Genomic DNA, 24482 nt, shown 5'->3' on the forward strand with positions numbered 1-24482 from the left:
CCACACCGTCCACCTCACCAACACCTTCCCCGTCCCCGCGGCCGCCTCCGCCATCGCGTTCACGACACCCGCACACCGCGACCAAATGACCACGCACTGTTTCCCATAACCACACACGGTTGCCCTCTCGCACCTCGCGGTACAAGGCGAAAGCCCTCGGACAAAGTGAGGCAACCATTCAGTCGTTCGATTCGTATAACTCCCTGGAGGCACAGCGACCCGGCCGAACAGACTGCGGCCGGAGGGTCACCATCCGTTTTGGCGGATGGTCCCGAACAAGGAGAAACGATGCGACTGTTCGTGCTCAACTACGCTCGCACGACCGAGCAGTTGGAGTTCAGCGCTCCGTACACCTACGACTCCGGGCTGCAGTTGAACGTGCTCCCCGACGGGCGAATCGCCGCCCATGACCAGGCCCTGATGCGGGAATTGGGAGCGACGACGTCCACGGCGGGCTCGAAGACCCATTTCGACGACTGAACACGGACCGGCAACGATGACGGTGCTGATCCTGACGTGTGAACAGGATGTGACGGCGGACCTGGTCGTGGCCCAGCTCCACACGACCGGCGTACCGATGGTCCGCCTCGACCCCGCCGACCTGCCCGGCGGGGTCGCACTCTCCGGTGAGTACGTGAACGGCGCCTTTCGCGGGCAGCTGTCCACCGGCGGCCGTCTGGTGAGCCTGAACGGCCTGCGCTCCATCTGGCTGCGCAGGCCGGGCGTGCCGGCCACCCGGGTCGCCGAGCCGTCCCCCTGGCTGACGGAGGAGTCCTCACAGGCCCTGTACGGGATGCTGCGCGGCACGGGCGCCCGCTGGATGAACGACCCCGACGCGGCCCGGCGGGCCCGCCACAAGCCCTGGCAGATCCGGCACGCCCAGCGCAGCGGGCTCCCCGTGCCGGCGACGCTGATCACCACGTTCCCGCAGGCGGCCCGCGACTTCGCCGAGCGCTTCCCCGACCTGGTGGTGAAACCGGTCTCCGGTACGCACCCGATCTCCGGCGCACGCCCCCAGGAGCTGCCCAGCACGATCCCGACCAGTCGTATCGCCCCCGGCACGGACTTCGCCGCCGTCGCCTTCGGTCCGACACTGCTGCAACGCCGGATCGCCAAGGTCGCCGACATCCGCCTCACGGTCGTCGGCGACCGCATGCTGGCCGCCCGCAAAGCCCTGCCCCCGGACGCGGACCCCGACGAGGTGGACGTCCGCTACGCCACCTCCGGCTCGCCCTGGCACCCGGTCGACGTACCGGCGCGTACCGCCACGGCCGTACGCGCCTACCTGCGGGACGCCGAACTGGCCTATGGGGCCTTCGACTTCGTGGAGGACGCCGACGGGATCTGGTGGTTCCTGGAGTGCAACCAGTCGGGCCAGTTCGGGTTCGTGGAGCTGGACACCGGCCAGCCGATCTCCCGCAGCGTCGCCGACTGGCTGTCACACGACGGCCCGGACACGGAGACACACCGCAACGGCCGGATGCGGTCGGCCCCCTGACGCCCCCGAAAGGCTGCCTGCCCTGGCACACATGGGGCCGCCTCGAGTCCACTCCATCCGGCACACTCGCCCCATGGAGACTGTCGAGCACATTCAGGCACTGGACGAAGAGGGAAGACTGCTGGCCGCGGCCGCCCGGGAGGCCGGTACCGACGCCGAGGTGCCGACCTGCCCGGGCTGGCGGGTGCGCGACCTGCTGCGGCACACGGGGACGGTGCACCGGTGGGCCACGGCGTTCGTCGCCGAGGGCCACACCTCGCCGCGCCGCGAGGCGGGCGAGCCGGATCTGGACGGTGCCCCGCTCCTCGTCTGGTTCGAGGAGGGCCACCGGCACCTCGTCGACACCCTGCGCGGCGCACCGGCCGACATCGACTGCTGGAGCTTCCTGCCCGCGCCCTCCCCGCTCGCCTTCTGGGCGCGGCGTCAGGCCCACGAGACGGCCGTGCACCGCGCCGACGCCGAGTCCGCTCGCGGCGGCGGGCCCGGCGCGCCCGCCACGGACTTCGCGGTCGACGGCATCGATGAACTGCTGCTCGCCTTCCACGCCCGCCCCAAGAGCCGGGTACGCACCGAGAAGCCGTGCGTTTTGAGGGTGCGGGCGACCGACGCGAACACCGTCTGGACCGTACGACTGTCCTCGGAACCCCCGGTGACCGAACGAGCCGCGACCTCGGACGTGGCGGACGCGTCCGCAGACGCGGACTGCGAGATCTCGGGCCCGGCCCCACAGCTGTACCTCTCACTCTGGAACCGGCTCCCGTTCCCGACCGTCACGGGCGACCCGTCGCTCGCCGCGCTGTGGCGCGAGAACTCCGGCATCTAGACCGAGCGGGCCCGTACGCGGACTTCCTTGTCCGGCAGGCCCGACGCCCCCACACTCGACGCATGGGGAGACGTACGCAGGCCGAGTGGGACGCGATGACCACGGAGATCGGTTTCGCACTCTTCGCGGGGACGGTACTGGCGGGCGCGGCCTATTTCGGCGTGACGGAACTGATGCCCCATCTCTTCGGCTCCCTGCGTGGCCGGTGGAATCTCATCGGCCCGCTCGCGCTCGCCTTCACGGTGGTGGTGTTCGTCGCGGTCGTGGCGACCGTACTGACCCGGTTCCGGCGCGCCACACGACCGGGCCGCACAGCCGCGGCTCAGCCCAGCCAGCCCGGTCGTACCAACCCGGACTCGTAGGCGAGGACGACGAGTTGGGCGCGGTCCCGGGCGCCGAGCTTGACCATCGTGCGGCTCACGTGGGTCTTCGCGGTCAGGGGGCTGACGACCAGGCGACGGGCGATCTCGTCGTTCGTCAGGCCGATCCCGACGAGCGCCATCACCTCCCGTTCGCGCTCGGTGAGTTCGGCGAGCGAGGTGGCGGCCGCGGGCTCCTTGGAACGGGCCGCGAACTCGGAGATCAACCGGCGCGTGACCCCGGGCGACAGCAGCGCGTCGCCCTCGACCACCGCCCGCACCGCGCGCACGAGCTCCTCCGGCTCGGTGTCCTTGACCAGAAAGCCCGACGCCCCGGAGCGAATCGCCTCGAAGACGTACTCGTCGAGCTCGAACGTGGTCAGCATGACGACCTTGACGTCTTCGAGGCCCTGCTCGTCGGTGATGCGCCTGGTCGCCGCGAGGCCGTCCAGGACCGGCATACGGATGTCCAACAGGACGACGTCGGGGCGCAGTTCGCGCACCTTGCGCAGCGCCTCCTCACCGTCCGCGGCCTCCCCGGCCACCTCGATGTCGGCCTGGGCGTCGAGCAGTGCCCTGAACCCTGCCCTCACCAGGGACTGGTCGTCGGCGAGCAGTACGCGGATCACCGGTCCTCCTTGACCTCGCGGGGCGCCCGCACCGGCAGTACGGCGAGCACCCGGAACCCCCCGTCGTCGCGCGGCCCCGCCTCGATCGTGCCACCCAGCGCGGCGGCCCGCTCCCGCATTCCGACGAGTCCGCTGCCGCTGCCGCCCGCGTCGGCGCCGGTCGCGGGCCCGTCGTCGTCGATCCGCAGCCGTAGCTCCCCACCGCCCTGTTCAAGGCGCACGCGCGCGTGCCGCGACCCCGAGTGCCGTACGACGTTGGTGAGTGCCTCCTGGACGATGCGGAAAGCGGCGAGATCGGTGCCCGGCGACAGCGCGGGCGCCTGCCCCTCGACCTCGACGGTCAGACCGGCGCCCGCGGCCTGCTCGACGAGCTCGGACAGCCGGGCGAGCCCCGGTGCCGGGGCGCGCGGCGCGTCACCGGGAGTGCGGAGCGTGTCGAGCACCTGCCGGACCTCTCCCAGGGCCTCCTTGCTCGCCGCCTTGATGGTGGTGAGCGCGGTGCGCGCCTGTTCCGGGTGGGAGTCGAGGAGGGCCAGGCCGACGCCCGCCTGGACGTTGATCACCGAGATGCTGTGGGCGAGGACGTCGTGCAGTTCGCGGGCGATCCGCAGCCGCTCCTCGTCGGCGCGCCGACGGGAGGCCTCGGCGCGCTCGGCACGTTCGCGGGCCCACTGCTCGCGGCGTACCCGGACCAGTTCGGAGACCGCGACGATCACCGCGATCCAGGCGGCGACGGGCACCTCCGTCCCCCACGGGGCGGCGTCGTCCCCGGACGGCGGCAGCCACCGGTACAGCCAGTGCGCCACCAGCAGATGTCCCGCCCAGAGCATCCCGACCGCCGCCCAGGCGGCCTTGCGGTGCCCGGAGACGATCGCGCTGGAGCAGCCCAGAGCGACCGTGAAGAACACCGGACCGTACGGATACCCGGCCCCCAGATAGACCGTGGCGGCGGCAGCCGTCCCGAAGGCGACGAGCACCGGGTACCGCTGCCGCCACAGCAGCAAACCCGAGCCGAGGAGCAGCAGCACGCGCGCGAACAGGCCTAGTGAGGCGCGCTCGCCCTCCTGGAACTGGGCGGCGGCGTTCGAACCGACCAGCACGAAGACGGTGAGCAGCAGCGTGGACCGCCAGGGCCACCGGTGCCCCGCGTCCTCGTCCGGCCGCATCCACCACGGGGGACCGCCCCGCCATCCCGGAGGCCCGCCCGACCAGCCGGGATACCCGCCCGCCCCTCGTCGCCACGGCGGTCCGGCCGGTGCCGGGGTCGACGTGCCCGCGCCCTGCTCTTCCATGACGGCCACGCTAGACGCCGGGCACGGCATGGGACGTCACCCGAGCGTGGTGATCACACGTACTCCCGGCGAAGTACGCCCTCCGCACCGCGCGAATCCTCCGTCAGGGCCCGGCCGCGCCGGCACCGCCCGTCCCGGTGGGCTGAGGGAACACCAGACCGACATGATGGGCGAGTTGGGCGACCGCGTGTCGGAAGAACGTCTCCCGGCCCTCGACCAGCCGGTTGAACTGCCCGAACACCTCGAAGCTGACCAGCCCGAACAGCTGCGCCCACGCCGCGATGAGCACCACGGCCACTTCCGGCGGCAGATCCGGGGCGAGGTCCTCGGCAATCCGCCGGGCCTCCGGCCGGAGTTCGGCCGGCACCTTCCACTGGGCCACACCCTTGGCCTGGTAGGCGTCGCGCACGATCCGGATCAGCAACAGTCCGACGCGGGACGCGGCCGGCACCGTCGTCCGGGGCGCGGTGTACCCGGGCACCGGCGAACCGTAGATCAACGCGTACTCATGGGGCCGCGCCAGCGCCCACTCCCGTACCCCTTCACACACCGCGATCCACTGCTCGGCGGGGCTCCCGCCACGCGCCTTCGCGTACGCCGCCTCGGAGGCCTCGCCGAGGGAGTCGTAGGCGTCGATGATCAGCGCGGTGAGCAACTCATCGCGGCTGGGGAAGTAGCGGTACAGCGCGGAGGAGACCATGCCGAGCTCGCGGGCGACGGCGCGCAGCGACAGCTTTGCGGCCCCCTCGGCGGCGAGCTGTCTGCGCGCCTCGTCCTTGATGGCGGCGGTGACTTCGATCCGGGCGCGGGCGCGGGCTCCTTCTGTGGTGCTCATGCAAAGCAGTGTGCCACAGCGCCGGAGCAGTGCACACAAACGAGAGCGCCGCCCACATTCGAGATCACCGCCCAAAACCGAGAGCACCGCTCTTGCTTCGGAGTGCCCGCCCCGTGCACACTGCTCTCAAGCGAGAGCACCGCTCTCGATTCAGATCATCGATCCGAAAGGAACGCACCATGTCGTCGACCCACTACATCAAGGCCAATCCCTTCGACAGGGCGCTCAACAACCTCGTCGGCTGGCTCGCCCGCCGCGGCGTCAGCCTCCTCGGCACGGCCGAACTCTCGGTGCGCGGCCGCAAGAGCGGCGAGTGGCGCCGCCTGCCCGTCAACCCCCTGCCGTACGAGGGCGGCCCCTACCTCGTCTCGGCGCGCGGCCACTCCGAGTGGGTCCGGAACATGCGGGCCGCGGGCGGCGGGCGACTCCAAGTCGGCCGCCGGATGCAGGAGTTCACCGCGGTCGAGCTGACCGACGAGGATAAGCCCGCCGTGCTGCGGACCTACCTCAAGAAGTGGGGCTGGGAGGTGGGCCGCTTCTTCGGTGACGTCAACGCCGACTCGACCGACGAGGAACTGCTCGCCGCGGCCCCCAGGCACCCGGTCTTCCGCATCACCGTCAACAAGTAGCGCCCCGCCGGTGCCCAGCAGCCCAAGCACCCTACGCGTCCTACCCGCCCTACCTGTCGAACGCGGTAAGGGCCCGCTGAGCGATCGGATGGTTCCGGACGATCTCCCCCAGGGAGGTCGAACCGCGCACAATGTCCACGAAGGCCCGCCAGGCGGGCCGGAAGCCGGTGAGCGCCGCGTGGAAGAGGCCGGGGCGGCGCTCGAACGCGACCAGCAGCCGCTTGCCGACGCTCATCTCGACACCGAGCCCCGCCTTGACGGCGAACGCGTAGTTCAGCGCCTGCCGGCGCGTGTCCACCGCGTCGTGCGCCTCGGCGATCCGCACCGCCCACTCCCCCGCGAGCCGCCCCGAACGCAACGCGAAGGAGATCCCCTCCCGCGTCCACGGCTCAAGCAGGCCGGCCGCGTCCCCGCACACCAGCACCCGCCCCCGCGACAGCGGCGAGTCGTCGGCCCGACAGCGCGTCAAGTGCCCGGTGGAGACGCTCGGTTCGAAGCCGGCGAGGCCCAGCCGCCCGATGAAGTCCTCCAAGTACCGCTTGGTGGCGGCGCCTTCACCACGCTTGGAGATCACGCCGACCGTCAACGTGTCACCCTTGGGAAACACCCACCCGTAACTGCCGGGCATGGGACCCCAGTCGATGAGGACGCGTCCCTTCCAGTCCTCGGCGACGGTCTCCGGCACCGGGATCTCCGCCTCCAGGCCGAGGTCGACCTGCTCCAGCTTCACCCCGACATGGGCTCCTATGCGGCTGGCGCTGCCGTCGGCGCCGACAACGGCCCGCGCGAGCAGCGTCTCACCGCTCTGCAGCACGACGGCGACCGTGCGCCGGTCCGGTACGGCCGAGCCGTGCTGCTCGACCCGGGTGACCGTGACGCCCGTACGCAGCTCGGCGCCCGCCTTCTGCGCGTGCTCGACGAGCTGCTGGTCGAACTCGGGCCGGTTGATCAGCCCGAACAGCATCTGCTTGGACTTACGCGTACGGGCGTAGCGGCCGTCCAGGGAGAAGGTGACCGCGTGGACCCGGTCCTTGAAGGGCAGTTCGAAGCCGGGGGGCAGGGCGTCGCGCGAGGGGCCGATGATGCCGCCGCCGCACGTCTTGTACCGGGGCAGCTCCGCCTTCTCCAGCAACAGGACGCTGCGTCCCGCGACCGCCGCCGCGTAGGCGGCCGAAGCCCCCGCGGGTCCCGCGCCCACCACGACAACGTCCCACACCCGCTGCACGTCGTCCGCCGAAGAGTTCTCGCTGCTCACGATGGTCTACTGCTCCCGATCCAGCCGCCTGCCGCACCTGTCCCACGCATCCTACGGCGGGTGTCGCCGAGGTCCGCTGTGGGAGGATCGGCAGCGCGTGCGCCCTACACCGACACATCGGGTACGCGCGTACGCACCCACCTACCCCAGCGGACAACGTCGCACCCATGAGGAGCGTGCCCATGTCGTCGAATCCGGTCGCCGAGACCGTCGCCTCACTGATACCGAGGGCGAAGGAGGAGCTGGCCGAACTGGTCGCCTTCAAGTCGGTGGCGGACTTCGACCAGTTCCCGAGGAGCGAGAGCGAGGGCGCCGCGAACTGGGTCGCCGACGCGCTGCGGGCCGAGGGCTTCCAGGACGTGGCCCTGCTCGACACCCCCGACGGCACCCAGTCCGTGTACGGCTACCTGCCGGGTCCCGAGGGCGCGAAGACGGTGCTCCTCTACGCGCACTACGATGTCCAGCCGCCGCTGGACGAGGCCGCCTGGCTCTCGCCGCCGTTCGAGCTGACCGAGCGCGACGGCCGGTGGTACGGGCGCGGCGCGGCCGACTGCAAGGGCGGCGTGATCATGCACCTGCTCGCCCTGCGCGCGCTCAAGGCCGACGGTGGCGTCCCGGTCCACATCAAGGTGATCGCCGAGGGCTCCGAGGAGATGGGCACCGGCGGTCTCCAGCAGTACGCCGAGCAGCATCCGGAGCTGCTCGCCGCCGATACGATCGTCATCGGCGACGCGGGCAACTTCCGCGCCGGACTGCCGACGGTCACCTCGTCCCTGCGCGGCATGATCCTCATGCGGGTGAAGATCGACGCTCTCGAAGGCAACCTGCACTCGGGCCAGTTCGGCGGCGCGGCCCCCGACGCGCTGGCCGCGCTGATCCGCGTACTGGACTCGCTGCGCGCCGAGGACGGTACGACGACCGTCGACGGGCTCGCGAGCGACGGAACGTGGGACGGCCTGGCGTACGACGACAGGCAGTTCCGCAAGGACGCCAAGGTGCTCGACGGGGTGGAGCTGGTCGGCGCCGACACCGTCGCGGACCGTATCTGGGCGCGCCCGGCCGCCACCGTGCTCGGCATCGACGCCCCGCCGGTGGTCGGCGCCACCCCGTCGATCCAGGCGAGCGCCCGCGCCCTGGTCGGCCTGCGCGTCCCGCCGGGCGTGGACGTGCGGCACGCGATGAAGCTGCTCGAAGCCCACCTGACGGCGCACACCCCGTGGGGTGCCCGGGTGAGCTGCGAGCCGATCGGCCACGGCCAGGCCTTCCGCGCCGACACCTCCAGCCCGGCGTACGAGGCGATGGCCGCCGCCATGGCCGTCGCTTACCCGGGCCAGGAGATGCAGTACGCGGGCCACGGCGGCTCCATCCCGCTCTGCAACGCCCTCGCCGCCCTCTACCCGACCGCCGAGATCCTCCTCATCGGCCTCAGCGAGCCGGAGGCTCAGATCCACGCGGTCAACGAGAGCGTGTGCCCTGAGGAGTTGGAGCGCATGGCGGTGACGGAGGCGCTGTTCCTGCGCAACTACGCGGCGAGCTGAGCGAACACCTCAATGCCGGTTCACACCGGCACTCCCGCCTCCAAGTACAGCGCGGCCCCCTGCTCCCGCGCCCGAAGCGCCCACCGCAACCGCTCATACCTCACCGGCGGCAACAGATCCGCGGCCTCCTCCTCGGTCACGAAGCGCCAGTCGCGCAACTCGGGGCCGGGGAGCACGGGCCGCTGAGCCCCTGTCGTATCGAGGTGCCCCCCGTCGAAGAGAAGGCGGAGTCCCCCGTACCCGGGGGGCGTGGGCGACTCCCAGTCCACCACCAGCAGCCGGGGTACGTCGTCGAGTCGTATCCCGGTCTCCTCGACGACCTCCCGCATGCCCGCCCTGGCCGGCGCCTCGCCGGACTCCACGACTCCGCCGGGGAACTCCCAGCCGGGCTTGTACGTCGGATCGACCAGCAGGACCCGATCGTCCTCGTCGAACAGCAGTACCCCCGCGGCGACGGTCTCGGCGGTCGGCTCTGGGGTCTGCACGATGTCGCACGCGGGTACGTCACCGGTGGCCACGGCGTCGGCGATGCGCCGTGCGGTCTCGTACGGGGTGAGGGCGCTGGTGTCGACGAGGTGGGCGTCGGCGGTGAGCCAACCGCCCAGGGCGGCGCGGTAGGGCGCGATGTGGTCGTACGCCCATTGACGCATCCGCATCTCGCCGTCGGGGAGGTCGGGTGGTATCTCCCGACCGGCTATTCGCTCTCGCAGTATCGTTTCGGCCGGGGCCAGAAGCAGATGCCGTACGGGAATGCGGCGGGAGGCGAGGCCGCCGAAGATCTCGTCGCGGTACTCCTGGCGGAGCAGCGTCATGGGGACCACGAGGATGCCGCCCAGCTCGGCGAGCAGGGCGGCGGCTGTGTCGACCACGAGCCGTCGCCAGCTCGGCAGGTCCTGGAAGTCGCCGACCTCGGCGAGGCGTTTGGCAGGCAGCATGTGTGTCAGTGCGCCGCCTATGACCTCGGGGTCGAAGAGCGTGCTGTTCGGGATCAGTTCGATCAGTTCCCGTGCGGTGGTGGTCTTTCCCGCACCGAACGCGCCGTTGATCCAAACGACGGTCACGGTTCCCCCTCTTCTGTTGACCCCCTGAGGCTTGCCCTCCACTCCGCCACGGAAACCAGCCGCTGATGAAGGGCCGAAAACACGGTGGCGGGTTCCCCACCGTGTGGAGAACCCGCCGCTGTGTCGGGCGAGACGGAAGTTGAACCGGCCGCCTCCTACAAGGCTGTCAGCCCGCCCTGCCGCCCTTGCCCTGCTGACCCTGCTGACCCTTTTGCTTTTGGTCGGCCTTGCCGCCCAGAGCCTCGTCACCGAGGGCGGTCAGGCTGTCGCCGGCGACCGTCTTGCCGACCTTGGCGAGGGTGCCCTCGACGTCCAGTTTGCTGAGCCCGTCGGTCTTTCCGGGTGTCTCCCTGGCCTCGGCACCGTGCGACGGCGTGATGGCCGCGACGACGAAGCCGGTGGCGAGGGAGGCGATGGCGAGCATGCTGCGCTTCTTCATGCCCCGCACAACGCTGGAACGGGGCGAGGGGTCACGGCCGGTTCCCGAGGCTTCGCCCGCGCCCACTAATCCGAGGCCCCCGCCCCCGGACCTGCGGCCCCGACGACACCGCGCTTCCGTATCCGGCGCGCCCAGCGCCCAGCGCCCAGCGCCCAGCGCCCAGCGCCCAGCGCCCAGCGCCCAGCGCCCAGCGCCCAGCGCCCAGCGCCCAGCGCCCAGCGCCCGCGGACCCTACCCCACCCCCGCCACCGGCGTGCTCGGCCGCCCCGCCAGTGCCGCCGCGGCCGCGCCGACAAGGCCCGCGTCCGTGCCCATCACGGCGGGCGTGACCGTCAGATGCTGGACGAACGACAGCGTGGCGTAGTTCTTGAGCGCGGAACGCAGCGGGGCGAAGAGGATGTCGCCCGCGCCCGCGACTCCCCCGCCTATGACGGCGATGTCGATCTCGACGAGGGTCGCGGTGGCCGCGATGCCGGCGGCGAGGGCCTGGGCGGCGCGTTCGAAGGAGGCCACGGCGACGGGGTCGCCGGCCCGGGCGGCGGCGGCGACCGCGGCGGCCGAGCTCTCGCCGTCGGGGCCGGGCCGCCAGCCGTTGTCCAGGGCACGGCGGGCGATGTTGGGGCCGCTCGCGATGCGTTCCACGCAACCGCGGGCACCGCAAGGGCAGGGGTCACCGTCGAGTTGGACGCTGATGTGCCCGATGTGGCCGGCGTTGCCGGTGGGGCCCGGGTGCAGTTTTCCGCCGAGGACGAGTCCGCCGCCGACGCCCGTCGAGACGACCATGCACAGCGCGTTGTCGTGGCCGCGGGCGGCGCCCTGCCAGTGCTCGGCGGCGGTGATGGCCACACCGTCGCCGATCAGCTCGACGGGCAGCCCGCCAGTCACCGCCCGGACCCGCTCGACGAGGGGGAAGTCGCGCCAGCCGGGGACGTTCACCGGGCTCACCGTGCCGGCGGAGGCGTCCACGGGGCCGGCGCTGCCGATGCCGACGGCCGTGGCGCCGCTCCACAGCGGGGTGGAGGTCAGTTCGCCGAGCACCTCCTCGACGGCCAGCATCACGGTGTCGCCGTCCTCCTGCGCGGGCGTCGGGCGCTGCGCGCGCACCAGGATCCGGCCGTGGCCGTCCACCAGCGCCCCGGCGATCTTGGTGCCGCCGATGTCGAGCGCGGCCACGAGGTCGGTCTGCATCAGTGTCAGTTCTCCCGCTGCGAGTCTCCTACCGGGTACCCGAATCCAGCGACACCCGGATCTCCGGCCGGAAAACTGGCAGCACGACGCTCGCCTGGTGGGGGGCGCCGGCCAGAGAATGCGATAGACAGTCTCTCCCGGCTGTGACAACGTTGTCCAGGCTCTATGCTCGACGCCACACCCTCAACAGCGACACAAATCCGACACGGCATCACCGACAACGCCCGTGGACGACGACACCGCCCGTGGACGACAGGACAGGACAGCGCATCGTGCCCGAGACGGCCCCCAGCACCGCCCGCCGACCCGATAACCGCTATGGCAACCGTCCCACGATGAAGGACGTCGCGGCACGGGCGGGCGTGGGCCTGAAGACGGTCTCCCGGGTGGTGAACGGCGAGCCGGGCGTCACCCCGGACACCGAGCGCCGGGTCCAGGAGGCGATCGAGGCGCTCGGCTTCCGGCGCAACGACAGCGCGCGGGTGCTGCGCAAGGGCCGTACGGCCAGCATCGGTCTGGTCCTCGAAGACCTCGCCGACCCGTTCTACGGCCCGCTCAGCCGGGCGGTGGAGGAGGTGTCCCGCGCGCACGGATCACTGCTGATCAACGGATCCAGCGCCGAGGACCCCGACCGCGAGCAGGAGTTGGCGCTGGCGCTGTGCGCGCGCCGCGTCGACGGGCTCGTGATCATTCCGGCCGGAGACGACCACCGGTATCTGGAGCCAGAGATCAGGGCCGGCGTCGCCACGGTGTTCGTGGACCGCCCGGCGGGGCGAATCGACGCCGACGTCGTGCTGTCGGACAGCTTCGGCGGGGCCCGCGACGGCGTCGCCCACCTCATCGCCCACGGCCACCGCCGCATCGGCTTCATCGGCGACATGCCCCGCATCCACACCGCCGCCGAGCGGCTGCGCGGCTACCGGGCGGCCATGGAGGACGCGGGCATACCGGTCGAGCAAGCGTGGATGTCCCTGGGCGTCACCGACCCGGAGCGCGTCCGCAGGGCCGCGGAGGAGATGCTGTCCGGCCCGGCGCCCGTCACCGCGGTCTTCGCGGGCAACAACCGGGTGACCGTCACGGTCGTACGGGTCCTCGCCGAGCACGCCCGCCGGGTCGCCCTGGTCGGCTTCGACGACTTCGAGCTGGCCGATCTCCTCCGGCCGGGCATCACCGTGGTCGCCCAGGATCCCGCCCGGCTGGGCCGTACCGCCGCCGAGCGCCTCTTCCAGCAGCTGGACGGCTCCCTCGTCGTCCCTGAGCGCATCGAACTACCGACCCGGCTGATCGCCCGCGGCTCCGGCGAACTCCCGCCCGCGGACTGACCGTTGGGCGCCCCCGACCCCCGTACGCTCGAAACGCTCGGTCTCGCCGTGGCGCCGCGCGAGGATCCGCTGAGCTATCCGGGCGCCCGGCCCTCTCGCTCCGCGCTCCTGGACGGCAACCGGATGCTGCCCCTGGACACACTCGTCCACGAGGACCGCGTCCCCGTGCTCTCGGTCGGCTCCAACGCCTGCCCCGCCCAACTCGTGCACAAGATGGCGGAGCACGGCGTGGAGTGCCGGATCCCCATGGTCAAGGCGAGGGTCACGGGCATCGGTGTCGGTGTCTCCGCCCATGTGAGCCTGCTGGGCTACATGTCCGCGTCCCCCTTCCACTCCCCCGGCTCCACCAGCGAACTCTTCATCACCTGGCTGGACGAGCGGCAACTCGCCGTCGTCGACAGGAGCGAGGGCGTCGACTCCCCGACGGGGAACTTCCACCGTGCCGCCCTGCCCGCCGGCGACTTCCGGGTCGAGCTGGAGTCGGGCGAGGTGCTGGACCACGCCTGGATCTACGTCAACCGGTGGGGCGTCCTGCACAACGGCGGCCCGGCCCCGCGCTCCCACCCCGGCCGCCAGCGTCCGCTGATCACCGAACTGCTCGCCGCCTCAACGGAGTTACGCGACCTGTTCGGCGCGACGCCCGACGAGTTCTGCGCCCGGGCGCGCGGCAACCGGGCGCTGTGCGTCCGGGGGAGGCAGCTGTTCGCCGAGATGAAGTGGACGACGGTGTCCGGCCTGGAGCAGTACGTACGGCCGCATCCGCGATCGTAGGCCGCCGCCCCGGGCCGGGCCGGGCTTCAGCAGGTCGGGAGGCCCGGCACCGGGGCGTCGTTGTCGCCGCCCTTGATGTAGACGTCGCTGACGAAGACGTTCGTGTTGCCGCTGTCGTCGTCGGTCCTGGCCCACCAGACGTTGGTCCACTCGCCGTAGGTCTCGCGCCGGCCGAGGTTCTGCTGGCAGTAGAAGTAGTTGGTGCCCTGCTTGAGGACGCCGACCTTGGTGCCGGAGGCCGTGTAGGAGTCGGCCGTGCGCCAGACCGTGCAGTTGTACTTGCCGCCGCCGATCGAGTAGCAGGAGGGTTCCGGAGTGGTCTCGCCGCCGGTGGTCCCACCGGTCGTCGTACCGCCGCCGGTGGAGCCGCCCGTGCTGTCCGACGAACCGCCCGAGCCGCCCGAACTGCCCGAACTGCCGTCCGTGGTGCCGCCGCTGGCGTTCTGGGAAGGGGACGCGGAGACCTCGGTCCCCTTCTCGTCGTCCTGCCTCGGCTGCTCGCTCGGGCTCGCGGACTTCTTGTCGTCCTTCTCCTTCTCCTTCTCCTTGTCGCCGGAGCCGTCGGAGAGGCCGAGCGAACCCCGGCTGGGGTCTTCGGAAGGGTCGGCGGTCTCGGTGGCGGAGGGCTGGGCGCCCGTCTCGGTGTCGGCACGGTTGTTCAGGAGCGCGACCGTGACGCCGGTGGCCGCAAGGACGACGGTGACGGCCACGGCGGCGAGCAGGGCGCGGCCCTTGCGGGGGCGGCTGCCGGGCGCGGACACGGAGGTGACCGCTCCCGACGCCGGGACCGCGTGGGAAGCCGCCGCCGGCGGTCCGAAGCCCGGCGGCACCGAGGGAACGCTCCGCTCCGTCTCCTGCCTGGGCGGCGGCGTGGGCCCGCCCGACGTCGGTGCGTCCCCGGCGGCCACGGCCTCCAGGAGTTGCCGGGCCCGGTCGGCGTCCGGACGGGCCTCCGGTCGCTTGTCCATCAGCTGTTGCAGGACGGGACCGAGCGCGCCCGAGCGCTGCGGTTCGGGCAGCGGTTCGGCGACGATCGCGGTGAGCGTCGACCAGGTGGACGTACGGCGGAACGGGGAGGTGCCCTCGACGGCCGCGTACAGGGTGGCGCCGAGTGCCCAGATGTCGGAGGCGGGGCCGGGATCGTTGCCCTGGGCGCGCTCGGGGGCCAGATAGTCGAGAGAGCCGACGAGTTCGCCGCTGCGGGTGAGGTGGGTGGCGGAGCCGTCGTTCGGGTCCTCCATGGTGGCGATGCCGAAGTCGGTGAGCACGACGCGGCCCGAGCGGTCGAGGAGGATGTTGCCGGGCTTGACGTCGCGGTGCAGTACACCGACTTTGTGGGCGGCGGCGAGGGCGTCCATGACCTTGGCCCCGATGGCGGCCGCCTCGCGCGGGTCGAGGAGGCCCCGGTCGCGCAGGACGTCGTCCAGCGACGGCCCGTCGACCAGCTCCATGACGATCAGCGGGCGGCCGTCGACCTCGGCCACGTCGTGCACAGCGACGACTCCGGGGTGGCGGATGCGGGCGGCGGCCCGGGCCTCGCGCTGCATCCGGAGCCCCAGGTCGGCGAGTTCGGGCCCGGCCGCGTCCGTGTAGGTGCGCAACTCCTTGAGGGCGACCTCGCGGTGGAGCACCTCGTCCACGGCCCGCCAGACGACACCCATGCCGCCGCGTCCTAGCTGCTCCGCGACCCGGTACCGCCCGACAAGGAGCCGCCCGACACCGTCCGCCTGTTCGTTCGCCCCCGCAGACACCTACGCCCCGTTCCTGTGACAAACCGATGAGTGGGCGTACAGCCTACGGTGCCGGGAGGGGCGCCCCGAACCGGTGCCAACTGCTGGCACAGGACCGCTACTTACCCGTCGCCGGGACCGCTCTCCTGCCGGCCGGAAATCGTCAGATCCGCACGTCGGGGCGCCGCGAAGCCCTCCAGGTCTGCGCGGGTCAGGCCGGTCGCGCTGGAGACCTCGTCGATGTCGAGTGCGCCGCAGTCGAGGCCCCGCAGGAGGTAGCCGCTGAGCGCCTTGGCCGTGGCGGGCTCGTCCATCACGTCGCCGCCGACGCGGCCCGCGTACCGCGACAGGCGGGCGGCGGCCTGTTCGTAGCCCTCGCGGTAGAAGGCGAAGACGGCGGCGTAGCGGGTGGGGATGTGGCCCGGGTGCATGTCCCAGCCCTGGTAGTAGGCGCGGGCCAGGGCGCGGCGGGTGAGGCCGTAGTGCAGGCGCCAGGCGTCGTGGACCTTCTCCGTGGGGCCGACCGGCAGGACGTTGGTGGAGCCGTCCGAGACGCGTACGCCCGTGCCCGCCGCCGCGACCTGCATGATCGCCTTGGCGTGGTCGGCGGCGGGGTGGTCGCTGGCCTGGTGGGCGGCGGAGACGCCGAGGCAGGCGCTGTAGTCGAAGGTGCCGTAGTGCAGCCCGGTGGCGCGGCCCTCGGCGGCGTCGATCATGCGGGCGACGGTGGCGGTGCCGTCTGCGGCGAGGATGGCCTGGCTGGTCTCGATCTGGATCTCGAAGCCGATCCGGCCGGGCGTGAGGCCCCGCGCCTTCTCGAAGGCCTCCAGGAGCCGGACCATGGCCGAGACCTGCTCGGCGTAGGTGACCTTGGGCAGGGTCAGCACCAGCCCATCGGGCAGGCCGCCGGCCTCCAGCAGGCCGGTGAGGAAGATGTCGAGCGTGCGGATGCCCCGGTCGCGTACCGGCGCCTCCATGCACTTCATCCGGATGCCCATGTACGGGGCGGCCGTGCCCTTGGCGTAGGCCTCGGCGATCAGCCGGGCGGCGCGGGCGGCCGTCTCGTCCTCCTCGGCGTCGGGGCGCGGCCCGTAGCCGTCCTCGAAGTCGACGCGCAGGTCCTCGATCGGTTCACGCTCCAGCTTGGCGCGGACCCGGTCGTACACGGGCCCCGCGAGCTCGTCCGTGAGGCCGAGGACGGCGGCGAAGGACGCGGCGTCGGGAGCGTGCTCGTCGAGGGCGGCGAGTGCCTGCGCGCCCCAGGTGCGGAGGGTGTCGGCGGCGAAGACGTCACCGGGGACGTAGACGGTGTGCACGGGCTGACGGGTGCCGGGGTCTCCCGGGTAGCGGCGCTCCAGCTCCGCGTCGACGGGGGCGAGGGAGGAGCTGATCTCCTCGCTGATGGCGCCCGCGAGACTCGTCGCCACGTTCTCCTGCCGACCCTGCCCCATTCCACACCCTCCATTTTCCGCACAGCGGAATCAACAGTCCGCATAACGCAGCTAACCGTCGATCTTCCCCCTGGTCAACACCGTCTCGAAGTGGGATTCCCCATCCTTTCCCCCTGGTCACTGCGGACCCGCTCTCTTCATACGTATGACAGGAGGCAAGCTTCATCGTGACTTGCAAGGGGAGGGAGATCACGTGCCGAACGAGGTCGGGGTGACGCGCCGCCATGGACTCAAGGCCGCGGCGGCCGCCGCCATCGCAGGACCGCTACTCACCACCGCGGGCTCCACACAGCCCGCTTCCGCCGGCGAGTACGCGGGCGCCCTGAACGTCATGACGTTCAACGTGCGCTTCTCGACGGTCGTCGACAAGACACCGCGCTGGTCCGTGCGCCGACCGGTGATGCGAGAGCTGCTGCGCCGCGAGCGACCGCATGTCATCGGCACCCAGGAAGGGCTCTACCAGCAACTGCGCATGATCGAGAAGGATCTCGGCGGGCACTACGACTGGATCGGCACCGGACGCGGGGGCGGCAGCAAGGACGAGTTCATGGCGATCTTCTACGACACCCGCAGACTCGACCCGATCGAGTTCGATCACTTCTGGCTGTCCGACACCCCGTACACGATCGCCTCGAACACGTGGGACGCGGACTGGCTGCGCATGGTGACCTGGGTGCGTTTCGCCGATCTCGACGACGGGGGCCGGGAGTTCTACGTCCTCAACACCCATCTGGACAGCGTCAGCCAGTACGCCCGCGAGCGCTCCGCGGGACTCATCGGCGAGACCATCGCCGGGTGGGACCGATCGTTACCGGTCATCGTCACCGGCGACTTCAACGCCGAAGCCCACGACAACCAGGTGTACGACCTCATGCTGGACATCGGCCTGGTGGACGCCTGGGACGCCGCGGCCTCGCGGAGTCCGGCGTACGGGACGTACCACGGCTACCGGGGGCTCAGGCCCGGCGGGCGGCGCATCGACTGGATCCTCACCACGCCCGGGGTGACCACGCACTGGGCCGCGATGAACACCTTCTCCGTGGACGGGATGTACCCGAGCGACCATCTGCCGGTGCAGGCCTCGCTGACCCTGGGATGAGCCGAGGCCCCCGTGACCGCGCGTGCGGTCACGGGGGCCTCGTACGCCCTGAGTCGATCAGCCCTTGCGGGCCTTGATCTCCTCGGTGAGCTGCGGGACGACGTCGAAGAGGTCGCCGACCACGCCGTAGTCGACCAGGTCGAAGATCGGGGCTTCAGCGTCCTTGTTGACGGCCACGATCGTCTTCGAGGTCTGCATGCCGGCCCGGTGCTGGATGGCGCCGGAGATGCCGGAGGCGATGTACAGCTGCGGGGAGACGCTCTTGCCGGTCTGGCCGACCTGGTTGGTGTGCGGGTACCAGCCCGCGTCGACGGCGGCACGCGAGGCGCCGACGGCCGCGCCGAGGGAGTCGGCGAGGGCCTCGATGATCGCGAAGTTCTCGGCGCCGTTGACGCCACGGCCGCCGGAGACCACGATCGCGGCCTCGGTCAGCTCCGGGCGACCGGTCGACTCACGCGGGGTGCGGCCGGTGACCTTGGTGCCGGTGGCCTTGTCGGAGAAGGTCACGGACAGGGCCTCGACCGCACCGGCGGCCGGGGCGGCCTCCACGGCGGCCGAGTTGGGCTTGACCGTGACGACCGGGGTGCCCTTGGCGACGCGGGACTTGGTGGTGAAGGAAGCGGCGAACACCGACTGCGTGGCCACCGGGCCCTCGTCGCCGGCTTCCAGGTCGACGGCGTCGGTGATGATGCCCGAGCCGATGCGCAGCGCGAGGCGGGCGGCGATCTCCTTGCCCTCGGCGGAGGAGGGGACCAGCACGGCGGCCGGGGAGACGGCGTCGTACGCGGCCTGCAGGGCGTCCACCTTGGGGACGACCAGGTAGTCGGCGTACTCGGCGGCGTCGTGGGTGAGGACGCGGGTCGCGCCGTGCTCGGCGAGCGTGGCGGCGGTGTCGGCGGCGCCGTTGCCCAGCGCGACGGCGACGGGCTCGCCGATGCGGCGGGCCAGGGTCAGCAGCTCCAGCGTGGGCTTGCGGACGGCACCGTCCACGTGGTCGACGTAAACAAGAACTTCAGCCATTACTACTCCTGGGCGAGAACCCCGAACTTCGGCCGGGGGAAGACATGTTGACTGCTACGCGCGGCGCGTGCCGTTCGGCATCGGGCAGGGCTTGTCCGTCGTGAGGCCGTCTCGGTCGAGCGAGAAGCCCCTTCGGGCGGAGTCACGGGATTGCTCTCCTGCTGATAAGCAATCCACCGGAGCGCGGGTCGCGTTGCAACCGGCCCGCGCCACCGACCCCTAGATGAACTTCTGGCTCGCCAGGAACTCGGCCAGCTGCTTGCCGCCCTCGCCCTCGTCCTTGACGATCGTGCCCGCGGTGCGCGCCGGGCGCTCGGCCGCGGAGTCGACGACCGTGTAGGCGCCCTCCAGACCGACCTCCTCGGCCTCGATGTCGAGGTCGGACAGGTCCCAGGACTGAACCGGCTTCTTCTTGGCCGCCATGATGCCCTTGAAGGACGGGTAACGCGCCTCGCCCGACTGGTCCGTCACGGAGACCACGGCCGGAAGCGACGCCTCCAGCTGCTCGCTCGCGGCGTCGCCGTCACGGCGGCCCTTGACCACGCCGTCCTCGACGGAGACCTCGGAGAGCAGCGTGACCTGCGGAACACCCAGCCGCTCAGCGACCAGTGCCGGGACGATACCGCCGGTGCCGTCGGTGGAGGCCATGCCGGAGATCACCAGGTCGTAGCCGGCCTTCTCGACCGCCTTGGCCAGCACCAGCGAGGTGCCGATGGCGTCGGTGCCGTGCAGGTCGTCGTCCTCGACATGGATGGCCTTGTCGGCGCCCATGGACAGCGCCTTGCGCAGCGCGTCCTTGGCGTCCTCGGGGCCCACCGTCAGGACGGTGATCTCCACGTCGTCGTCGGAGTTCTCGGAGATCTGCAGCGCCTGCTCGACCGCGTACTCGTCCAGTTCGGAGAGCAGACCGTCCACGTCGTCACGGTCGACGGTCAGGTCATCGGCGAAGTGCCGGTCGCCAGTGGCGTCGGGCACGTACTTCACAGTGACAACGATCCTCAAGCTCACGCCGGCTCTCCTACTGCATCGTCTTTTCCGGGCTGCCTTCTATGCAGGCAGCATAGGCGCCTGAAGCGGCCGATCCCGATCGGGGCGGCCCGCGCTCCGAACGAAATATTACTCGCCAGTACGACACCTACATTCCCGCACTCCGCCACCGCTGAGCAAGCGCTTTGGACTGTGAGTTAGGCAACCCTCTGTAATCAGATGGGAATCTACCCGAAGCCTTGGTCCCGAGGCTCAGTCCCGCAGCCCGTTGAACCGTCCCTGGTGGTACAGCAGCGGCCGCCCCACGCCGGTGGGGTCGCCGAGGACGACCTCGGCGAGGACGATGCGGTGGTCGCCGGCCGGGACCCGTGCCACCACCCGGCAGACCAGCCAGGCGAGTACGTCGTCGAGCACGGGAACTCCCTCCGGGCCGCTACGCCATCCGGTGGGCGCCCCGAACCGGTCCGCGCCGCTGCGGGCGAAGGTGGCCGCCAGCTCCTGCTGGTGCTCGCCGAGTATGTGCACGCCCACATACTCCGCCTCGGAGATCACCGGCCAACTGGAGGCGCCGGTGCCTATGCCGAACGAGAGCAGCGGGGGCTCTGCGGAGACCGAGGTGAGCGAGGTGGCGGTGAAACCGACGGGCCCGGTGCCGTCCTGTGCGGTGATGACGGCGACTCCGGCCGCGTGCCGACGGAAGACCGAGCGCAGGAGGTCGGAGGAGGCGAGTTGGGGAAGACCGAGGCCGTGGGTGGCCGTCATGGAGTTGTCCTTCTGCTGAAGTGGACGAGCTGACCGTGGCTGCTCACGTTCACGGACAGCGCGAACTCGCCGTGCGGACCAGGTCCACATGGACGCGCTCGACGAGAAGGAGTTCCCTGGGCATACCGTCAGGCTGACGATCGATAATGCTTACAGTCAAGTACGTTCCGTCATCCGGAAGATGCGACACAGGTCACTCCTCGAACTCCCGAACCTCACACGGCCTCGCCGAGCGCGGCGATGACGTCCGCCTTACGCGGCTGCCCGGTGGCCCGCCGCACGATCCGGCCGTCGGCGTCGAGGACGAGCACGGTCGGCGTCTTGAGGATGTCGAGCCGGCGGACGAGGTCGAGATGCTCTTCGGCGTCGATCTCCACATGGGTGACGCCGGGGACCATGCCGGCGACTTCGGTGAGCACCCGGCGGGTGGCGCGGCAGGGGGCACAGAAGGCGCTGGAGAACTGGACGAGCGTGGCCCGTTCACCGAGCCCCTCCCCCAACTCCGCCGCGCCGAGCCGCTTGTCTCCGTCCCGCCCGCGCACTCTGACTCTCCCGCTCCGCCGCCGCTGCAGCACTCCGTAGACGCTCGCCGCGGCGAGCACCAGCACACACACCACGAGTCCGGTCACAGCGTGCTTCAGCGTTCACGCGACTGCAAAGATTCCCGGCGCCTGGCGGGGATTGGCTTGCGGAATGCTTGCCTCATGGACATTGATGTGAGAGGTCCGCGTTTCGGCGCGGCCGTGACGACCGTCGTGCTGGCGGTCGTCCTGATCACCGGCAGCGTCTGGCTGCTGGCCTGGCAGACGTTCGCGTTCGCGCTGGGCGCGGCGGGCGGGGCGGCGCGTTCGCCGTACGGCTGGGTCTTCCGTAAGGCCGTACGGCCGCGGATCGGGCCGCCGACGGAGCTCGAGGCACCCGAGCCGCCGCGCTTCGCGCAGGCCGTGGGCCTGGTCTTCGCCGCCGTGGGGCTGGTCGGCTACGCGGTGGGGCCCGAATGGCTGGGGCTCGCGGCGACCGGGGCGGCGCTGGCGGCCGCCTTCCTCAACGCGGTGTTCGGGTACTGCCTGGGGTGCGAGATGTACCTGCTCGTCCGGCGGGTGACCGTGCGCGCCGAGTAAAGGTGAGGTGAAGCACGGCGGTCGGACGTGTGTCCGACGTGACGAGAATCTCGCCCTTCACCGGCACCAGGACTGGCTACTCGTCCGTTCTTGGGGCACGATCTGCGAGATGCCGTAAACCTACGGCTGCGTAACTTCCCGCCGGGAGCCCCCTTCCCAGGCAGAGAGAAGGGTCCACTCCGTCCATGGCAGAGCTTGCCTACCGTCCCGCCATCGGTCTCGCCCGCACCCTGTTCAAGGCATGGGACCTGAAGATCGACTGCAAGGGCTCGGAGAACATCCCGCGCTCGGGCGGCGCGGTCCTGGTGAGCAATCACATCAGCTATCTGGACTTCATCTTCGACGGCCTGGCGGCGCTGCCGCAGAAGCGTCTGGTGCGCTTCATGGCCAAGGAGTCGGTGTTCCGGCACAAGATCTCCGGGCCGCTGATGCGCAACATGCGGCACATCCCGGTGGACCGCGAGCAGGGTGAGGCGGCCTACGCGCACGCGCTGGACTCGCTGCGCTCGGGTGAGATCGTCGGGGTTTTCCCCGAGGCCACCATCTCGCAGTCGTTCACCCTGAAGAGCTTCAAGTCGGGTGCCGCCCGCCTGGCCCAAGAGGCGGGCGTCCCGCTGATCCCGATGGCGGTGTGGGGCACGCAGCGGCTGTGGACCAAGGGCCACCCGCGCAATTTCAAGCGCAGCCACATCCCGATCACCATCCGGGTCGGTGAGGCACTGGAGGCCTCCAAGGACAAGTACGCCGGCGCGATCACCCGGCAGCTGCGCGAGCGCGTTCAGGAGCTGCTGGAGGCCGCGCAGCGCGCCTACCCCGTGCGCCCCAAGGGCCCGGACGACACCTGGTGGATGCCGGCCCACCTCGGCGGCACGGCCCCGACGCCGGAGCAGGTCCGCGAGGCCGAGGCACACTGATCCGATCCCCGGGGCTCACGGGGAAGCTCACCTCACGGCGCGGGCTTCACGGATTCCAGTCCGTGGACAGGGAACCGATGAAGCCCGCCCCGAAGTTGAGCACGACCAGCTGCGCCACGGCGGTGAGCCACAGCCGGCCGAGCAGGGCGAGGCCGACGCTCACGCCCGCGAACCGGTGGAGGAACACCACGGAGTTGTGCTGGTAGGTCTCGCCGGTCGGGTTCATCATGCCCGGGTAGGGAAGCCAGTCCTCGGTGAAGACGCCCTCCGTGCCACCGGCCAGGATCCAGCCGACGACGAGCAGGTCCACGGCGACCATCAGCGCGGCGATGCGCATGTCCGCGCGCTGATGCCCCTCGGACCGCTCGAAGAACCTCTGGATTCTCCCTGCCTCGCTCATCCGTACCCCCCGTTGTCCACGTTCGTCCTGCTGGACCTTTCACACGGACGGCGTGTGCACGGTGATACGCGTGCCGGGGCTGAACTTCTCGACCAGTTCTGCCAGTTCCGCCGCCGCGCGCTCGACGTCGGCCACCGGCATGGGTGCCAGGCTCTCCAGGAGGAAGATCGCCGAGGTGGATTCCTCGGTGAGCCGGGTGCGGGGGCCCTGACGCCAGTTCCAGCGGCGGCAGGTCACGCCCGTCTCGTCGCGCCACACCACCTCGCCGGGTTCGGGGTGTTCGACGACCTCCTCGCCCGCCGCGGCGGTCACGAAGTCCTCGTCGCCGGCGGCCCGCACGAGCCGCATCCCGCCCTCGATCCGGTCGATGTCCTCACCGCCGACCGGGATCAGATGGGCGACGCTGATCGCGTTGTAGACGTCGACGAGGACGTTGATCCGGGGCAGTCCGGCCTCCGAGAGCGCCCGCTTGGCGAGCGCCTCCGCCGAGTTGCGGGTGCGGGAGGGCTTGGCGCCGAACGCCGTGTACGTCTCGCGCCAGGCCGCCATGTGCGGGTCCTCGTGCGGGGCGCGCCCGTCCAGTCGTACGGCCAGACGGCGGGCCGCGTCGTCGAGGAGGGCCGAACTCTCGGCGGTGCTGGGCCCGTTGGCCAGGTCGTACGCCTCGACGGCGACGTGGGTGAAGCCGGGTGCGAGGGCGCGCACCTCGTCGGACACGGTCAGGGAGAGGGTCATCGTCTGCCTCAGAGTGCGGTGGGGAGCGTCTTCCAGAGGTACGGCCGGTCGGGGGCGGCTTTGAGGGCGCTCAGTACGGCCGGATGAGGTTCAGCGTACAGGACCGGCCAGTCCATCTCATTGGACTCAGGGTCTGGCGTGAAGGCCAGCCGCTCACCATCGAGGGAGAACCGGGCGTCGACGCCCGGCTTGTTGCCCCGCGGATCCTGACGATGCCAGGCGCCGTTGAACCGTACGGCGACCAGGCCATGGACCACGTCGAATTTCTGGTAGCAGAGCGCGGTCGGGATGTCCTCGGCACGCAGCAGGGCCGCCAGGGCGTGGGCCTTGGCGTAGCAGATGCCGGTCCGCTGCTCCAGGACGTCGGAGGCGCGCCACGTCACACGCGGGTCGCCGGAGTCCTGCGAGTGGGGGATCTCGTCGCGCACGAACTCGAACGCCAGGCGCGCATAGGCATACGAGTCCTCGGCACCCTTGGCGAGCCGCGCGGCCGTCTCGCGGACCAGGGCGTGATCGTGGTCAATGGCCTCGTCAGCGGCCAAGTATGCGGAAAGGTCGGGGGTGTTCTGGATCAGCTCCATGCCCGCAGAGCATAGGTATGCAATCACCCGAGAGTCAATGCAT

General features: G+C 71.0%; 28 protein-coding genes. 11 read left to right on the forward strand and 17 right to left on the reverse strand.

From position 1 onward, the window contains the following. Positions 1 to 288: 288 nt before the first annotated feature. The 4 genes from tgmA to CES90_RS34470 all read left to right on the forward strand — a co-directional run bounded on the left by tgmA (position 289) and on the right by CES90_RS34470 (position 2683). Positions 289 to 480, forward strand: coding sequence for a putative ATP-grasp-modified RiPP (tgmA, locus tag CES90_RS34455; protein ID WP_149822920.1), 192 nt, complete (start codon positions 289 to 291; stop codon positions 478 to 480). A gap of 16 nt (positions 481 to 496) precedes the next feature. Further along, positions 497 to 1498, forward strand: coding sequence for an ATP-grasp ribosomal peptide maturase (tgmB, locus tag CES90_RS34460; RefSeq protein WP_189787417.1), 1002 nt, complete (start codon positions 497 to 499; stop codon positions 1496 to 1498). 73 nt (positions 1499 to 1571) lie between these two features. Beyond that, positions 1572 to 2321, forward strand: a complete 750-nt coding sequence (locus CES90_RS34465) for a maleylpyruvate isomerase family mycothiol-dependent enzyme (protein ID WP_189787416.1) — start codon at positions 1572 to 1574, stop codon at positions 2319 to 2321. A gap of 62 nt (positions 2322 to 2383) precedes the next feature. Continuing rightward, positions 2384 to 2683, forward strand: a complete 300-nt coding sequence (locus tag CES90_RS34470) for a DUF6332 family protein (protein ID WP_189787415.1) — start codon at positions 2384 to 2386, stop codon at positions 2681 to 2683. On the opposite strand, the gene CES90_RS34475 is transcribed toward CES90_RS34470, so the two are convergent. The 3 genes from CES90_RS34475 to CES90_RS34485 all read right to left on the reverse strand — a co-directional run bounded on the left by CES90_RS34475 (position 2644) and on the right by CES90_RS34485 (position 5436). Then, entirely contained in the window at positions 2644 to 3309 is a 666-nt protein-coding gene (locus tag CES90_RS34475) for a response regulator transcription factor (RefSeq protein WP_189787414.1), read from the reverse strand. The genes CES90_RS34470 and CES90_RS34475 overlap by 40 nt on opposite strands. After that, entirely contained in the window at positions 3306 to 4475 is a 1170-nt protein-coding gene (locus tag CES90_RS34480; RefSeq protein WP_189787444.1) for a sensor histidine kinase, read from the reverse strand. Before CES90_RS34480 ends, CES90_RS34475 begins: the two co-directional genes overlap by 4 nt. Before the next feature lie 229 nt (positions 4476 to 4704). After that, on the reverse strand, positions 4705 to 5436 hold the full coding sequence (locus CES90_RS34485) for a TetR/AcrR family transcriptional regulator (protein ID WP_189787413.1): 732 nt from the start codon (positions 5434 to 5436) through the stop codon (positions 4705 to 4707). Positions 5437 to 5615: 179 nt separating this feature from the next. Between CES90_RS34485 and CES90_RS34490 the strand changes: the two genes are divergently transcribed. Next, positions 5616 to 6065 (forward strand): nitroreductase family deazaflavin-dependent oxidoreductase, encoded by a 450-nt coding sequence (locus CES90_RS34490; protein ID WP_189787412.1) that lies wholly within the window; start codon positions 5616 to 5618, stop codon positions 6063 to 6065. Positions 6066 to 6114: 49 nt separating this feature from the next. Here the strand turns inward: CES90_RS34490 and CES90_RS34495 are convergent, their stop codons facing one another. Further along, entirely contained in the window at positions 6115 to 7320 is a 1206-nt protein-coding gene (locus tag CES90_RS34495) for a geranylgeranyl reductase family protein (protein WP_189787411.1), read from the reverse strand. A gap of 182 nt (positions 7321 to 7502) precedes the next feature. Here CES90_RS34495 and CES90_RS34500 point away from each other — a divergent pair, with 182 nt between their 5' ends. Further along, on the forward strand, positions 7503 to 8858 hold the full coding sequence (locus tag CES90_RS34500; RefSeq protein WP_189787410.1) for a dipeptidase: 1356 nt from the start codon (positions 7503 to 7505) through the stop codon (positions 8856 to 8858). A 20-nt stretch (positions 8859 to 8878) separates the two neighbouring features. Here the strand turns inward: CES90_RS34500 and CES90_RS34505 are convergent, their stop codons facing one another. The 3 genes from CES90_RS34505 to CES90_RS34515 all read right to left on the reverse strand — a co-directional run bounded on the left by CES90_RS34505 (position 8879) and on the right by CES90_RS34515 (position 11546). Next, positions 8879 to 9919, reverse strand: a complete 1041-nt coding sequence (locus CES90_RS34505) for an NUDIX hydrolase (RefSeq protein ID WP_189787409.1) — start codon at positions 9917 to 9919, stop codon at positions 8879 to 8881. A gap of 166 nt (positions 9920 to 10085) precedes the next feature. Further along, a complete protein-coding gene (locus CES90_RS34510; protein ID WP_189787408.1) occupies positions 10086 to 10358 on the reverse strand; it encodes a hypothetical protein in 273 nt (90 codons plus the stop codon). Positions 10359 to 10589: 231 nt separating this feature from the next. Further along, complete coding sequence (locus tag CES90_RS34515; protein ID WP_189787407.1) at positions 10590 to 11546, reverse strand: ROK family protein; 957 nt, start codon at positions 11544 to 11546, stop codon at positions 10590 to 10592. 245 nt (positions 11547 to 11791) lie between these two features. Between CES90_RS34515 and CES90_RS34520 the strand changes: the two genes are divergently transcribed. Together CES90_RS34520 and CES90_RS34525 are read left to right on the forward strand one after the other, a co-directional pair. Further along, the gene (locus CES90_RS34520; protein ID WP_189787406.1) at positions 11792 to 12868 is read left to right on the forward strand and encodes a LacI family DNA-binding transcriptional regulator; all 1077 of its coding nucleotides are present in this window, start codon (positions 11792 to 11794) and stop codon (positions 12866 to 12868) included. Positions 12869 to 12871: 3 nt separating this feature from the next. Continuing rightward, entirely contained in the window at positions 12872 to 13639 is a 768-nt protein-coding gene (locus CES90_RS34525) for a hypothetical protein (protein ID WP_189787405.1), read from the forward strand. Between the two features lie 26 nt (positions 13640 to 13665). Here the strand turns inward: CES90_RS34525 and CES90_RS34530 are convergent, their stop codons facing one another. Further along, positions 13666 to 15390 (reverse strand): serine/threonine-protein kinase, encoded by a 1725-nt coding sequence (locus CES90_RS34530; protein ID WP_189787404.1) that lies wholly within the window; start codon positions 15388 to 15390, stop codon positions 13666 to 13668. A 101-nt stretch (positions 15391 to 15491) separates the two neighbouring features. Continuing rightward, positions 15492 to 16820 (reverse strand): DUF6986 family protein, encoded by a 1329-nt coding sequence (locus CES90_RS34535; RefSeq protein ID WP_189787403.1) that lies wholly within the window; start codon positions 16818 to 16820, stop codon positions 15492 to 15494. Between the two features lie 193 nt (positions 16821 to 17013). Here CES90_RS34535 and CES90_RS34540 point away from each other — a divergent pair, with 193 nt between their 5' ends. After that, positions 17014 to 17919 (forward strand): endonuclease/exonuclease/phosphatase family protein, encoded by a 906-nt coding sequence (locus tag CES90_RS34540; protein ID WP_189787402.1) that lies wholly within the window; start codon positions 17014 to 17016, stop codon positions 17917 to 17919. Between the two features lie 57 nt (positions 17920 to 17976). On the opposite strand, the gene CES90_RS34545 is transcribed toward CES90_RS34540, so the two are convergent. The 5 genes from CES90_RS34545 to CES90_RS34560 form a co-directional block, all read right to left on the reverse strand. Next, positions 17977 to 18939 carry an electron transfer flavoprotein subunit alpha/FixB family protein gene (locus CES90_RS34545; protein WP_189787401.1) on the reverse strand — a complete coding sequence of 321 codons (963 nt, stop codon included), beginning with the start codon at positions 18937 to 18939 and terminating at the stop codon, positions 17977 to 17979. 219 nt (positions 18940 to 19158) lie between these two features. Then, on the reverse strand, positions 19159 to 19947 hold the full coding sequence (locus tag CES90_RS34550; protein WP_189787400.1) for an electron transfer flavoprotein subunit beta/FixA family protein: 789 nt from the start codon (positions 19945 to 19947) through the stop codon (positions 19159 to 19161). A gap of 231 nt (positions 19948 to 20178) precedes the next feature. Then, complete coding sequence (locus CES90_RS34555) at positions 20179 to 20688, reverse strand: flavin reductase family protein (RefSeq protein WP_189787399.1); 510 nt, start codon at positions 20686 to 20688, stop codon at positions 20179 to 20181. Between the two features lie 49 nt (positions 20689 to 20737). Then, positions 20738 to 20812, reverse strand: a complete 75-nt coding sequence (locus tag CES90_RS52120) for a putative leader peptide (protein WP_373313591.1) — start codon at positions 20810 to 20812, stop codon at positions 20738 to 20740. Positions 20813 to 20903: 91 nt separating this feature from the next. Beyond that, on the reverse strand, positions 20904 to 21317 hold the full coding sequence (locus CES90_RS34560; protein ID WP_189787398.1) for a thioredoxin family protein: 414 nt from the start codon (positions 21315 to 21317) through the stop codon (positions 20904 to 20906). A gap of 75 nt (positions 21318 to 21392) precedes the next feature. Here CES90_RS34560 and CES90_RS34565 point away from each other — a divergent pair, with 75 nt between their 5' ends. Beyond that, a complete protein-coding gene (locus tag CES90_RS34565) occupies positions 21393 to 21809 on the forward strand; it encodes a DUF4395 domain-containing protein (RefSeq protein ID WP_189787397.1) in 417 nt (138 codons plus the stop codon). 185 nt (positions 21810 to 21994) lie between these two features. After that, on the forward strand, positions 21995 to 22723 hold the full coding sequence (locus CES90_RS34570; protein ID WP_189787396.1) for a lysophospholipid acyltransferase family protein: 729 nt from the start codon (positions 21995 to 21997) through the stop codon (positions 22721 to 22723). 46 nt (positions 22724 to 22769) lie between these two features. Here the strand turns inward: CES90_RS34570 and CES90_RS34575 are convergent, their stop codons facing one another. The 3 genes from CES90_RS34575 to CES90_RS34585 are packed head-to-tail and all read right to left on the reverse strand — an operon-like array spanning position 22770 to position 24439. Then, a complete protein-coding gene (locus CES90_RS34575; protein WP_189787395.1) occupies positions 22770 to 23123 on the reverse strand; it encodes a hypothetical protein in 354 nt (117 codons plus the stop codon). Between the two features lie 39 nt (positions 23124 to 23162). After that, on the reverse strand, positions 23163 to 23858 hold the full coding sequence (locus CES90_RS34580; protein WP_189787394.1) for a B3/B4 domain-containing protein: 696 nt from the start codon (positions 23856 to 23858) through the stop codon (positions 23163 to 23165). An 8-nt stretch (positions 23859 to 23866) separates the two neighbouring features. Then, complete coding sequence (locus tag CES90_RS34585) at positions 23867 to 24439, reverse strand: transglutaminase domain-containing protein (RefSeq protein ID WP_189787393.1); 573 nt, start codon at positions 24437 to 24439, stop codon at positions 23867 to 23869. Between the last annotated feature and the right edge of the window lie 43 nt (positions 24440 to 24482).

The organism is Streptomyces capitiformicae, assembly GCF_002214185.1.
Taxonomy (GTDB): domain Bacteria; phylum Actinomycetota; class Actinomycetes; order Streptomycetales; family Streptomycetaceae; genus Streptomyces; species Streptomyces capitiformicae.